Origin of the sequence: Rhizobium sp. CF142, from assembly GCF_000281145.1 — a bacterium.
Classification (GTDB): domain Bacteria; phylum Pseudomonadota; class Alphaproteobacteria; order Rhizobiales; family Rhizobiaceae; genus Rhizobium.
In genome coordinates this window covers 1-11,856 of record NZ_AJWE01000049.1, presented here as the reverse complement: position 1 = coordinate 11,856, position 11,856 = coordinate 1, and the positions used below count along the sequence as shown (strand labels likewise).

Sequence of the window (11,856 nt, the reverse complement as noted above, 5' to 3'; positions counted from 1 at the left end):
AACGATCCCTGCACCAACGCCGTTTTCTGGTCGAGGCGGCGGCCGCTGTCTTTCTGACCGGCTCGACCTTGCTTGCGCGCGTAGACAGCTTCGCCGGAGGAACATCTTCTGCGACGGGCGGTGCCTTCAGCCATCTGATGATCGCATCCAGTGCCGGCCGTAACTGCTTCTTCAGTTCAGCTGCCATTTCGTCTTCGATCCCACAGGCTTCTCCGATCGCGGTCCAGTCGAGATGGCCGTTCAGGATCGGCGGCCGTTTGCGATAGATGATCAGGCTTGTGAGGTAGGGGGACGTTCTCTAGTACCCGTTTTGACGCGATCGGCGCGATACGCACCTCGCAAAATTCCGAAATTTTTCGCTGAAAATGACGTGATGAAAGATCGTGTTTGGGCATGCTTATTCCGTTTCTCTCTGGCACCAGTGCCGAGGGCGAGCGGAAATAAGAGCCCAGATTTAACAAAGCATGTATCGTAGAGACGATCAGCCAGAGGGACCTGAGTGATTTAAACAACACCGTGAATGATATGTAAATGGATCTTATTTTTCAAAATGATCCTAATTAATATCTTTTTATTTTGACTCAAAGGGATGATTTTGGTAGGTCTTCCTCGATTCCAGTGAAGAATGACAGGGAGGTATGATGGCGCAGTCTCAGTCAGATGCCCTGCTGGATATCGGACAGCTGCTGAAGGCTACTCGTAAGGGCAGGCAATTGACCCAGGAGCAAGTCGCCGACATCGCCGGCATATCGCGTCCTCGCTATCGTGAGATCGAGGCCGGAAGCAGTGCGGCGCGCACGACGACGCTGATCAACATTGCCCGAGCTCTCGGGCTTGAACTGATGCTCGTGCCGCAGGCGATGGTGCCTGCTGTCGATGCGTTGCTGCGGCCGCATGACGATCTTGATGATCTCCCGGCATTTGTCGCTCATCCGGACGGTGATCTTGGTGTCTAAGGCTTTTCCTGATCCGAGATTCATGTCGTCGCTTGACGTTATGCTGAACGACGTGAAGGTGGGCACGATCGTTCGGACGCCCGGCGATTTCAACGCCTTCAACTTCGAGGAAAGCTATCGCGCAACAGGCGGCTTTCCCGTTCTCAGCCTGTCTTTTCGCGCAGCCACCGGCGGCTTGCGCAAGGACCCAAAACCTGTTGCCAAGGCCTTGCCGGCTTTTTTCGCCAATCTGCTTCCCGAAGACAAGCTGCGCGAGGCGATGGAAAAACACCACGCCGGTACCGTTCGGGCCGGCAACGATTTCGACCTGCTCGTCGCACTCGGGTCAGATCTGCCGGGTGCCGTTCGTGTCGTGCCGAGCGACGGAACGGTTGCTGGTCTCAACGATCCGCCTATTCCGAAACCGAAGGCTCGGTTTTCGCTCGCCGGCGTTCAGATGAAGCTCTCGGTCATCAAGAACACCGGGAAAGGTGGTGGGTTGACCCTACCGCTTGGCGATGAGCAAGGTTCGTATATCGCCAAATTTCCGTCGACCTCATTTCCCGGAGTGTCGGAAAACGAATATGCCAATCTCGCTTTGGCCGAAGCGGTCGGCATGGAGGTACCAGAACGAGAACTTGTCGAGCAGTCGGAGTTCGAGGGTATCCCGGAAGAGTTCGAGACGCTGTCGGACGGAAAAGTCCTGCTCGTCAAACGCTTCGATCGCAATCTTGGCGGTGAGCGGATCCATATCGAGGATTTCGCGCAGGTGTTCGGCGTCTATCCTTCTCGCAAATATGAAGGAGCCGCCTATCATGATATCGCTGCGGCACTGAACGTTGCAGTTTCGTCAGACGCCGCGCTCGAGTTCGTCCGCCGACTGGCACTGGCTGCCTTGACCGGCAAAGGCGACATGCACCTGAAGAACTGGTCGTTGATCTATCGCCAAGCTGGCGACAAACCGCAACTCGCGCCTGTCTATGATGTGCTCTCGACGATCCCCTACATCCCAGCGGACGCCATGGCGCTGTCGCTTGCAGGCGAGCGGCCCTTCAAGGCAATGAATGCGCAGCGATGGAAAGCCTTCGCCAACCGCGCACGTCTTCCGGAAGCCGCGGTTCTCAAGGCGGTGGGCGAAACTATCGAGCGCGTGAACGAGCTCTGGTGGTCGCTGCAGGAGCGCGAGGTCGTTCCGGCAAAGGTTCTCGAGCGGATCGATGCTCATGTGCGGCTGATGATGCCGATCCTTGGCACATGTGCGGACTGAACCCTTTAAGTCCAGCAGGGATGCAGCTCAATCCTAGCCAGTGCACCGGTTTTCCTGTCGCATCTTCACGCGTTGCCAGAGACTGCCGTCAATGATCCTGAGTGAGGGCACCTCTTGGACGACATGCATCTCGGCAGCGTTCTCCCGCGAGACCCGACGTTCGGTGGCGGGATTTTTGCGATAGGCGAGGCGGTTGAAGATGATGCGCCCGATGTAGGCCTGGTTGTTCAAAATGCCGCTGCCACGATTTCGATGACCGCGGATTGCGGCACCCCTGCCAACGTCGTCCGCGTGGACCGGGCACTCCGCGTGCATTGAGTTCGTCGGCAATCTTGACCGGGCTAAGGCCATCCGCGTATCGCTCGAAAATCCAGACGATGGTTGCCGCCTCATCGAGGTCGATGGAACGGAGGCCGCGCACCGGCTCGCCGTTCTCGTCGAACTCCCGTCGCACCCTGTAACCGTAGCAGATGCCGCCGGGTACCCGGCCATGCTTAGCGACGGTTTTCATGCCCTCTCGCGTGCGATAGCGGACTTGCTCGAGAACTTCCTGATTGAGGACGGCGCGCAGTCCTAATTCCATCGATGACACCGCTGAAGCACCGTGGACCGTCCAGAGTTCAACATCATGAAACTGCAGAATCTTGAGAATACGGGCGCTGTGCTCCAGGTCGCGGGAAAGGCGATCGAGGGTGAGGCAGAGAAAAACGTCGTATGCACCGGCATTCGACCGAGCCAACGCAGCCTGAATACCTGGTCTCGTTTCGAATGACGAGCCGCTGATGCCAGCATCAACGAAAGTGTCAGCCAGATACCAGCCTTGCCGTTGAATAAATTCTTTTCCGAGATCGAGCTGGGTTTCGATCGAGGCGGGGTTTTGTTGATCTGTTGAGTAACGCGCGTAAAGCATAACGCGCTTGGAGGCATGCATAGTGACCGATCTCCCTGTTTTGATTCGATCGCTATGGTAGATATTGCAAATGGGATTCGGGGTTTTCATTCACCGCTCAGATTCGATCTATGACGACAGCCCGGCTGAGCAATATCAGTTTCCGGGCCAATATCTCAGCCGCGTCCAAGCCAGTGTTGGGGACTGGATCATCTATTATGAGCCCCGAAAGGTGGCGGCGACCCGCGGATATTTCGCCGTGGCCAAAGTCGCACAGGTCATTCCAGATCCCAAAGCGCCCGTCATGTATTTGGCTCTCATCGAACCCGGTAGCTACCTGGATTTCGTCAACGCCGTTCCTTTTAGCGGGCCGGATGGCGTGATCGAGCGCGGTGTGCTGAACGACGCGGGACGGATCTCGGGACGAGCGCAGGCCGCAGTGCGGCCGATCTCAGCAACAGATTTCAACCGCATTCTCTCAATCGGACTGGCGGAAGATCAACCGGAACTGCCGCGGTCAGGACAAGCAATCGAAACGTTGTCGCCGAACGGGTTCTCGGAGGATGTCCAAGCTCCTCTTATGATCGAGCAGGATAGGGCGCGGGTCACGCAGCTTTCGTCGCGCATCGTTCGTGATCGCCTGTTTCGTCGCTTGATCCTGCAAGCCTACGACAAACGATGTGCGGTAACCGGCTTGAAGCTCATCAATGGCGGCGGCCGCGCCGAGGTTGATGCTGCCCATATCCGCCCAGTTGAAGCAAATGGACCAGACATCTTGTCGAACGGCATTGCGCTCTCCGGAACTGCACATTGGATGTTTGATCGAGGCCTTATCGGCTTGTCAGACGATCTTGAGATCCTGGTCTCACGCCATGCAAACGATCGCGACAGTATCCAGGGTCTCATCAACAAGACTGGAAAGGCGATCTCGCCGGCGGGTATTCACGAGCGCCCGCATCCCCAGTTTCTACAATGGCATCGTGAGAATACATTCAAACATTAGGATGCCGGTGGTTCATATCCCTTCAAGGCGCCTATTACATCACCTTCCGAACCTCCACCTCGAAGACCGCCACATGATCCATTGCGATCTTCTCGGCCCGATCCGCATCACCTGAGCAAACCGCCTCCAGCATCAGTACCTGCTCGCGAAGAACGTCCTCGAGACGAGGGACTAACGTCGGGTATCGCTTCATCGCCACGTATAGGATCCTTAGCGACAGGTTGTGATAGTGATCCAGCGTGTTAGAGAGATATGGGTTCTTCGCCGCCTTGTAGACGAAACGGTGAACGCGCCGGTCCAGAGCCAGGATATCTTCCAGCGCCATTGGTCCAGTCGTCTCCTTCAGCTCCTCGATCAACTGACGAGCTTCCAGCCGTTCGAACTCGCGTAGACGTTCAGCGGCAAGCCGCGTAGCCCAAGATTCGATTCGTGCGCGCGCTTCGTAGACAGCCGTCAGGTCGTTGATGTCGATCGTGCTCACGAAGGTGCCTCGCCGCGCGCTGACGAAGACAAAGCCGTCATACTGCAGACGTTGGATCGCTTCGCGAACCGGCGTGCGACCGACGTCCAGCCGCTTCATAAGCTCGGCTTCGCGTAGAAGGGTCCCTGGAGGGAGAACGGTCGTTATGATGTCATCGCGCAATCGAAGGTAGGTTCTCTCAGCGAGAGTCGATTCTGTGTCTTCGTACTCCGCCTCGAACGCCATCATCGTTACCATCTTTCTACTCACTGTTCGAGTTCGCCGACCCAAGCGCCCACTCGGCCCAAAAAACAAGCACGAAACGAATCTGCTTGACGCGGCATCATAAATATATACCTTCAATATATCAGCAATATATAAGAGCAAAGAGGGTTAAATGAACAGCGCTGAATTTCTGAAGAATGTGATGGCTAGCGGCTTGATCGCCGTAGCAGGACTTGGGTTGGGGGTGTTGAGTTTGGCCATTCCGGCTGCGGCCAGCGCCGAAGAGTTGGAGCTTCTCAAGCCGAATACGCTCGTGGTGACGATCGAGCCATACATGCCTTACACGGCGATGAAGGACGACAAGCTCGTCGGCCTCGACAGCGACATCCTTGCGGTCGTCGCCGAAAAGCTCGGCCTCAAGATGGAAGTCAGCGTGACCGACTTCAACGGAATGTTGGCGTCCGTGCAGACCCGGCGTGCTGACATCACGATCGGCGGCATCGCCTGGTCGGAAGCTCGTCAGAAAGTCGGTCTGTTCACCGATCCTCCATACTATTCGCCTCCAGCCCTTGCCGTGAAAGCGCCCGCGAGCTTTCCGGATGTCGCAAGCCTCGAAGGCAAGGACCTCGGAACGGTAACCGGATACGTCTGGGCGAAGTCGATCGCGCAGGTTCCCAACGCGACGCCGCATACATTTCCGAGTGCCGATAGCGTATTCCAGGACATCGCGTCCGGACGCCTGGATGTCGGCTTTCTCGATCCTCTGTTGATCACCTACCAGCAGACACAGCGCCCAGACATGAAGGTAGGCATCCAATACATGAAGCCGCCGACAGCCGAGCAGGTTGCGGCTCATCCCGACTACAAGTACTTCCAGCCCTATATGACCGGATTTTACCTTCCTAAGCAGGCTCCGAAGCTGGAAAAGGCGGTCTCTGACCAGATCGACACCATGTACAAGGACGGCTCGCTCGCCACCCTGATCACGAAGTGGGGTGGCGATCCGAAGCAGTTCTTGGTTCCTTCGCCCGAGATGGCGGCTCAACGCCGCGGCATCGATCGTCCTTCGGACTGGAACCCGCCTTCGATCGAGAAGTGAGGTTGTGGCATGACACTGTTGTCATCCTTCACTGACATGTTCCAGGTTTCCTGGGGTGACTATGTCGGAAGCATCGCTGGGGGTCTTTCAAAGACCCTCGGCTATACAGCAACAAGTTTCATTGGCGCGACGGTCCTCGGACTGGGTTTAGCGCTGATGAGGCTCAACCGATCGCGGCTTCTCCGGATACCCGCGGCGGTCTACACCGAAATCTTCAAGAACGTGCCGCTTCTGGCGATCATCTTCCTGACGTACTTCGGTTTGCCAACGGTCGGAGTCAAACTGCAAGTCTTCGAGGCCGGTGTTCTGAGCCTGGTGCTGTTCTACGCCGCTTACCTCTCCGAGATCTTCCGCGCGGCCATCGCCGGCGTTCATCGGGGACAGCAGGAAGCGTCTCAGGCGCTCGGTCTCGGGCGGGGCAAGACGTTCAGCCATGTCGTTCTGCCACAAGCCGTCCGACTGGCGCTTCCAGGAACGAACACAATGTTCGTGGATCTCATCAAGTCAACCTCGCTCCTGGTGACGATCTCCGCAGCAGAACTCATGACGCAAGCGCAGCTGATCGCTTCGGAAACATTCCGCGCGCTTGAAGTATACCTGGTGATTTCAGCGGTCTATTTCGCCATCTGCTACCCTGTCTCCCAGTGCCTGCTCTGGCTCGAACGCAGTATCCACGCCGGCGTGCCATTGTCCCTGGGCAGGAGACGTCGCCTCAAGCTCGCGAAAGCTTTGCTTGCAGAGAGGAGCCCCCAATGACGACTACTGCTCGGACAAGACCCGCTCCTGTAGCAGAACAGTTGCCCGCTCACCCGGCCATTAAGATCGGTGGACTGCGCAAGTCCTTTGACGGCCGTCTCGTACTCGACAATGTCGATCTCGAGGTTCCTGCCGGCAAGATCATCAGTATCATCGGGCAGAGCGGCGGCGGAAAAACCACCTTGATGCGCTGCGTCAATCTTCTCGAGCGCCCCGATCAGGGAACGATCATGATCGGTGAAGAGACGATTTTCTCCAGCGGAGAAATAACCTGTCGCAGCCTTGCCAAGCTTCGGCAGCGTGTCGGTATGGTGTTCCAGCGTTTCAACCTCTTCCCGCATCTGACCGCCGTGGAGAATGTGGTCCTCGCCCAGATGCATGCCGCGGCGATTGATGAGAAGGAGGCGGTCGAGAGGGCGGTCAACCTCCTCACACGAGTGGGACTTGCCAAACGTGCCATGGCCTATCCGGAACAGATGTCGGGTGGCGAGCAGCAGCGTGTCGCGATTGCGCGCGCTCTGGCGCTCGATCCGACGGTGTTGCTGTTCGACGAACCTACGTCCGCGCTGGATCCTGAGTCGACCGGCGAGGTACTCCGGGTCATGCGCGAGCTTGCGACCGACGGCATGACGATGATCCTGGTCACCCACGAACTTCCCTTCGCGAAGGAAGTCTCGGACTGGGTAGTGTTCATAGACGGTGGCCGGATCATCGAACAGGGAATTCCCGGCGACGTTCTCGATCACCCGAAGGAAGCGCGAACCGCTGCATATGTCGCGCGCTACGCCTCGCCAGGCTAGGCCGAACCAGGACGGGAAATAGGCCAACATAACCGCCCCGTCTCTCTTTTTAAGCATGCCGCGTCACCGCAATATCCAGGCGCGGTATGCGGGGGCTGTGAAGTCCCTTCCTCCGAGGCAAAAGCAGATTTCATGGAAACCATAAAAACAGACATCGCCGTCATCGGCGGCGGCGTGATCGGCCTGGCAGCATCTATCAGGCTACGGGCCGATGGCCGCGACGTCGTGCTGATCGAGCCCAACGAACCTGGTTCGGGAGCATCCTATGGCAACGCGGGAACAGTGGCCGATTATGCGATACTCCCTGTCGGCACACCTGCCGTCCTCAGGAACCTGGCGTCGCTGCTTTTCAATGCAGACAGTCCCCTATCTATTCGGAAAGCGGCATTGCCGACCCTGCTCCCGTGGCTGATGCGATTTGCCTACGAGTCGCTACCGCACAGATACAAGGACAATGCCAGCCGTATTGCAGACCTTCTGTCCGAAGCTGCGACGGAATGGCTTGATATGGCTGCGGGGATCGGTGCGTCTGCGCTGCTCAGCGGAAAGGGTTGCCTTTACCTCTATCAGACGCCACAATCGTTCAGGTCGGCGTCAGCCGACATCGCCCTTCGCCGACAATACGGCATCTCGCAGGAACTGCTCAATCCGGACGAGGTTCTACGTCTGGAGCCACACCTGCCGCCGGTGGAGGGTGGAGGCCTGTTTTTTCCGAACGCAATCAATTTCACCGATCCCGGCATCGTCATGGCGGAGATGGCGGCTGCAGCTAAACGGGCTGGCGTTCAGTTCGTTCGCGACGCCGTCAAGATGATAGCGCGAGAGCGATACGGCGTGAAGATGGTAGCATCGCACAACATCATCCATGCACGAGCGGCCGTGATCGCTGCGGGTGCCTATTCCGGTAATCTCGCCCGGCAGCTTGGCGAGCGTGTCGCGCTCGATACCGAGCGGGGATATCACCTTGAGTTCGACATGGACACCATGCCGGTCGAAAGGCCGGTATGCCCGACACACCATGGCTTCTACTTCTGCCCAATGAGAGGTCGCCTGCGGGTCGCAGGGACCGTCGAACTTGGCGGCATAAACGCTCCGCCCAATCCCAGACGCCTTGAAGTCCTGCTGGCCAATGCGCGCCGGGTCTTCCCGAAGCTCGGCGAACCAAGTCGGACCTGGATGGGATTCCGACCGTCGATGCCGGATTCGGTTCCCGTCATCCGCCCATCCAAGGGTGGCAAGGATGTCATCTTCGCTTTCGGCCATGGGCATATCGGTCTGACGCTCGCGCCGCGAACAGCACGCATGGTCAGCTCGATGCTGGCGGCCTGACATATTGGGAGCGAACCGTGGTCTATAAAACCGTTCTTTCAAATCAGACCTGGGCTTTCCGAAACTTGAAGGATCTGATGGCAAAGGCGACACCGCTTCGCTCCGGAGACCTTCTGGCAGGGGTGGCGGCCGGATCGGCAGAGGAGGGTGCTGCGGCACGCATACGCCTTGCCGATGTGCCGTTGAAGACGTTCCTGGCGGAGTTGCTGATCCCCTATGACGACGATGAGATCACCCGTCTGATCGTCGACACCCATGATAACGCAGCCTTCGCGCCCGTCGCCCACATGTGCGTCGGAGATTTCCGTGACTGGCTCCTCTCCGATCATGCGACGACAGAGCGTCTGACGCGACTTGCTCCCGGGCTCACGCCCGAAATGGTGGCGGCCGTGTCGAAATTGATGCGCAACCAGGACCTGATCCGGGTCGCGAGCAAGACCAGCGTGATCAAACGCTACCGTAGCACTGTCGGCCTTCCGGGTACGATGGCGACCCGACTCCAGCCGAACCATCCCACAGACGACCCACGCGGCATCCTTGCGACGACCCTCGAAGGACTGGCATACGGTTGCGGCGACGCGGTCATCGGTATCAATCCCGCATCGGATTCGCCTGCCGCGGTCGCAGAGATCGTCCATCTTCTGGACGAGCTCATCAGGCGCTTCGATATTCCGACCCAGTCCTGCGTCCTCACCCATGCCACGACTTCGATAGGACTGATCGAGAAAGGCGTACCCGTCGATCTCGTCTTCCAGTCCGTGGCGGGGACAGAGGCCGCGAACAGTTCCTTCGGGATCTCGTTGTCAATACTCCGCGAGGCACATGCCGCAGGCTTGTCGCTTTCTCGCGGAACGGTCGGCCAGGACGTGATGTATTTCGAAACGGGCCAAGGATCCTGCCTGTCGGCCAATGCCCACCACGGCCTCGATCAACAGACCTGTGAGGCCCGCGCCTACGCGGTCTGCAGACCATTTTCGCCTCTCCTCGTGAACACCGTGGTCGGGTTTATAGGGCCGGAATACCTCTACGACGGAAAGCAGATCATCCGTGCCGGATTGGAAGACCACTTCTGTGGGAAGTTACTCGGCCTGCCGATGGGCTGCGACATCTGCTACACCAATCACGCGGAGGCGGACCAGGACGACATGGACGTGCTGTTGACGCTGTTGGGTACGGCGGGCAGCAATTTCATCATCGCGGTTCCGGGCGCGGACGATGTTATGCTGAACTACCAGTCGACGTCGTTTCACGATCAGCTCTATGTCCGCGATCAGCTTGGCCTCAAGCGCGCGCCTGAATTTGCAGAGTGGCTCGTCAAGATGGGAATGACCGACTCCTCCGGGCGGCTGAAGCCTATAGGGAACGATAATCCGCTGATGTCGGACATGGTTAGGCTCGTATCATGACAAACGACGACAAAGATCTGCAAGCATTTTCGTCACCCGCCGTAATACCCGACCAGCTCAACATACCGTCGGGAGTGACCAGTGCCAGGCTGGCGCTCGGGAGAGCGGGATCCGGCATGCCGACCCAATCGCTTCTAAGCTTCACGCTCGATCACGCCCGAGCCCGCGACGCGGTCCACCAGCCTCTGGATTTCGACGCCCTCGAGCAGAGCTGCGCCGGGCTAGGTTTGGAGATGATAAGGGTCGACAGTGTCGCCAACGATCGGCAGACCTATCTCAGACGCCCAGACCATGGTCGCCGCCTGTCGCCCACTTCTCGCGAATTGCTGCAAGCCCGCGCAGCGAGCCCGCACGATGTGGTTGTGGTCGTTGGCGACGGACTCTCTTCAAGCGCGGTTCAGACGGGCGTGGCAACATTGCTGGGCAACCTAGTGCCTAGATTGAAAAGTATGAAGCTTTCTATTGGGCCGCTCGTATTGGCCAGCCAAGCACGCGTCGCCCTTGCCGACGAGGTCGCCCACGTTTTGGTTGCGCGCGCATCCATCATTCTTCTGGGAGAACGTCCTGGCCTTTCCGCGGCGGACAGTCTTGGCGCTTATCTGACCTGGAAACCGGGACCAGATCGGAAGGATGCCGATCGCAATTGCGTGTCGAACATAAGACCGGGCGGGTTGGACGCGGAAGCCGCTGCATTCAAGCTGAGTTGGCTAGTGCAGCGAGCTTTTTGTTTGGGCCTGACAGGCGTGCAGTTGAAAGACGAAAGCGAACCGGTTCGCCTAGGTCTTTCGGTACCTTCATAGCTCCTGTTTCGTGAATTGAGATAATGTGAAGTTAGCCTCTGTTCTGCTGTCAACGTTGGTCAAACTCATCAAGCCAACGGATCTGTTGGCTTAGCTTGTCGGTTGCGAAAGAAATGAAGGATAGCTTCTGCTGCCTGATGCTGCAGGTCAGTCGCAGGCGTCAAGCCGCTGCGAATTAGAATGATTGGCTCCTTTGCAAACTCCTCGTTAATCGGAATGGCTCTAATGCGTTTCCCATCGTAGGTCTCCTCGTAGGGAGGGACCGTATAACTGATGCCGATGCCCTCGCCGCCGCCAACGAGACTCCGCATCACCTCCAGGGACTGAACCCGATGCTGAACCGTCGGTTTGGCGTTTATCTTCTGAAATAGCCGAAGCACATGTCGTATCGAGAGGCCTTCCTCCGAAAGTATGAGAGGGAAACGGACAAGGTCCTGAAGACTGATCGTTGATAGATTGGTCAATTCCGTTCCGTCGGCAACAAGAGCGCATGGGCCGAGCTCGATCAGCCTTTGTCTTTCAAAACTGGTATCGAACCCAAGATCATAGGTCACGCTGAGGTCTATTCTGTCCTCAAACATCTCTTTGGCTAGCTGCGTAAATCCGCCAATGCGATAGTGAACATCGGCCTCAGGTAAGCGGGCTGACAAGACCTCTAGCAGAGGTCCGAGATAAAAGGGCGCCAAGTCGTCAAAGAATCCGATGGTAACGCGGCCACTGGTGAATTGCCGTAAGCCTTCGGGATCATCCAGTTTTCGCGCAAGATCGATGAGCTCTTCAATACCCTGCCGGTACCTCTCGCCGGCGGGGGTCAGGGTGATGCGCGTGCCCTTACGCCTCTGGAAAAGCTTTTGGCCAAGACGCTCGGCGTTGGTGCAGGGATCGTT

At 57.8% G+C, this 11,856-nt stretch carries 12 protein-coding genes and 2 pseudogenes; 9 read left to right on the top strand and 5 right to left on the bottom strand.

What is annotated here, in order from left to right:
• A pseudogene (locus PMI11_RS38065) lies at window positions 1-395 on the bottom strand (hypothetical protein); the annotation flags it as partial.
• Window positions 396-641: 246 nt separating this feature from the next.
• Between PMI11_RS38065 and PMI11_RS13015 the strand changes: the two are divergent.
• Both PMI11_RS13015 and PMI11_RS13010 read left to right on the top strand, forming a co-directional pair.
• Window positions 642-956, top strand: coding sequence for a helix-turn-helix domain-containing protein (locus PMI11_RS13015; protein ID WP_007817593.1), 315 nt, complete (start codon window positions 642-644; stop codon window positions 954-956).
• A gap of 22 nt (window positions 957-978) precedes the next feature.
• Window positions 979-2,202, top strand: coding sequence for a type II toxin-antitoxin system HipA family toxin (locus PMI11_RS13010; protein WP_007817590.1), 1,224 nt, complete (start codon window positions 979-981; stop codon window positions 2,200-2,202).
• 33 nt (window positions 2,203-2,235) lie between these two features.
• Here PMI11_RS13010 and PMI11_RS38380 read toward each other — a convergent pair whose 3' ends face one another.
• Window positions 2,236-2,517 carry a recombinase family protein gene (locus tag PMI11_RS38380; RefSeq protein WP_051034570.1) on the bottom strand — a complete coding sequence of 94 codons (282 nt, stop codon included), beginning with the start codon at window positions 2,515-2,517 and terminating at the stop codon, window positions 2,236-2,238.
• 16 nt (window positions 2,518-2,533) lie between these two features.
• A pseudogene (locus tag PMI11_RS38060) lies at window positions 2,534-3,112 on the bottom strand (recombinase family protein); the annotation flags it as partial.
• A 70-nt stretch (window positions 3,113-3,182) separates the two neighbouring features.
• Between PMI11_RS38060 and PMI11_RS13000 the strand changes: the two are divergent.
• Window positions 3,183-4,094, top strand: coding sequence for an HNH endonuclease (locus PMI11_RS13000; RefSeq protein WP_007817586.1), 912 nt, complete (start codon window positions 3,183-3,185; stop codon window positions 4,092-4,094).
• A gap of 34 nt (window positions 4,095-4,128) precedes the next feature.
• Here the strand turns inward: PMI11_RS13000 and PMI11_RS12995 are convergent, their stop codons facing one another.
• On the bottom strand, window positions 4,129-4,803 hold the full coding sequence (locus PMI11_RS12995) for a GntR family transcriptional regulator (RefSeq protein ID WP_081493239.1): 675 nt from the start codon (window positions 4,801-4,803) through the stop codon (window positions 4,129-4,131).
• Between the two features lie 148 nt (window positions 4,804-4,951).
• On the opposite strand from PMI11_RS12995, the gene PMI11_RS12990 reads away from it, so the two are divergent.
• The 6 genes from PMI11_RS12990 to eutC all read left to right on the top strand — a co-directional run bounded on the left by PMI11_RS12990 (window position 4,952) and on the right by eutC (window position 10,969).
• Entirely contained in the window at window positions 4,952-5,878 is a 927-nt protein-coding gene (locus tag PMI11_RS12990; protein ID WP_007817581.1) for a substrate-binding periplasmic protein, read from the top strand.
• A gap of 9 nt (window positions 5,879-5,887) precedes the next feature.
• The gene (locus PMI11_RS12985) at window positions 5,888-6,634 is read left to right on the top strand and encodes an amino acid ABC transporter permease (RefSeq protein ID WP_007817578.1); all 747 of its coding nucleotides are present in this window, start codon (window positions 5,888-5,890) and stop codon (window positions 6,632-6,634) included.
• A complete protein-coding gene (locus PMI11_RS12980) occupies window positions 6,631-7,434 on the top strand; it encodes an amino acid ABC transporter ATP-binding protein (RefSeq protein WP_007817576.1) in 804 nt (267 codons plus the stop codon). The genes PMI11_RS12985 and PMI11_RS12980 overlap by 4 nt, the downstream gene beginning before the upstream one ends.
• A gap of 132 nt (window positions 7,435-7,566) precedes the next feature.
• The gene (locus tag PMI11_RS12975) at window positions 7,567-8,763 is read left to right on the top strand and encodes an NAD(P)/FAD-dependent oxidoreductase (RefSeq protein ID WP_007817574.1); all 1,197 of its coding nucleotides are present in this window, start codon (window positions 7,567-7,569) and stop codon (window positions 8,761-8,763) included.
• A 17-nt stretch (window positions 8,764-8,780) separates the two neighbouring features.
• Window positions 8,781-10,169: an ethanolamine ammonia-lyase subunit EutB gene (locus PMI11_RS12970; RefSeq protein WP_007817572.1), complete on the top strand. Its 1,389-nt coding sequence runs from the start codon at window positions 8,781-8,783 to the stop codon at window positions 10,167-10,169.
• A complete protein-coding gene (gene eutC, locus PMI11_RS12965) occupies window positions 10,166-10,969 on the top strand; it encodes an ethanolamine ammonia-lyase subunit EutC (RefSeq protein WP_007817570.1) in 804 nt (267 codons plus the stop codon). The genes PMI11_RS12970 and eutC overlap by 4 nt, the downstream gene beginning before the upstream one ends.
• Window positions 10,970-11,037: 68 nt before the next feature.
• On the opposite strand, the gene PMI11_RS12960 is transcribed toward eutC, so the two are convergent.
• The coding region (locus PMI11_RS12960) for a LysR substrate-binding domain-containing protein (RefSeq protein WP_007817568.1) at window positions 11,038-11,856 on the bottom strand (819 nt) is incomplete at its 5' end.

Bases quoted from the DNA above. Each gene is read 5' to 3' on its own strand.
- PMI11_RS13000 (WP_007817586.1), top strand. From the start codon at position 3,183: ATGGGATTCGGGGTTTTCATTCACCGCTCAGATTCGATCTATGACGAC.
- PMI11_RS12995 (WP_081493239.1), bottom strand. From the start codon at position 4,803: ATGATGGCGTTCGAGGCGGAGTACGAAGACACAGAATCGACTCTCGCT.
- PMI11_RS12990 (WP_007817581.1), top strand. From the start codon at position 4,952: ATGAACAGCGCTGAATTTCTGAAGAATGTGATGGCTAGCGGCTTGATC.
- PMI11_RS13010 (WP_007817590.1), top strand. From the start codon at position 979: ATGTCGTCGCTTGACGTTATGCTGAACGACGTGAAGGTGGGCACGATC.
- PMI11_RS12980 (WP_007817576.1), top strand. From the start codon at position 6,631: ATGACGACTACTGCTCGGACAAGACCCGCTCCTGTAGCAGAACAGTTG.
- PMI11_RS13015 (WP_007817593.1), top strand. From the start codon at position 642: ATGGCGCAGTCTCAGTCAGATGCCCTGCTGGATATCGGACAGCTGCTG.
- eutC (WP_007817570.1), top strand. From the start codon at position 10,166: ATGACAAACGACGACAAAGATCTGCAAGCATTTTCGTCACCCGCCGTA.
- PMI11_RS38380 (WP_051034570.1), bottom strand. From the start codon at position 2,517: ATGCACGCGGAGTGCCCGGTCCACGCGGACGACGTTGGCAGGGGTGCC.
- PMI11_RS12985 (WP_007817578.1), top strand. From the start codon at position 5,888: ATGACACTGTTGTCATCCTTCACTGACATGTTCCAGGTTTCCTGGGGT.
- PMI11_RS12975 (WP_007817574.1), top strand. From the start codon at position 7,567: ATGGAAACCATAAAAACAGACATCGCCGTCATCGGCGGCGGCGTGATC.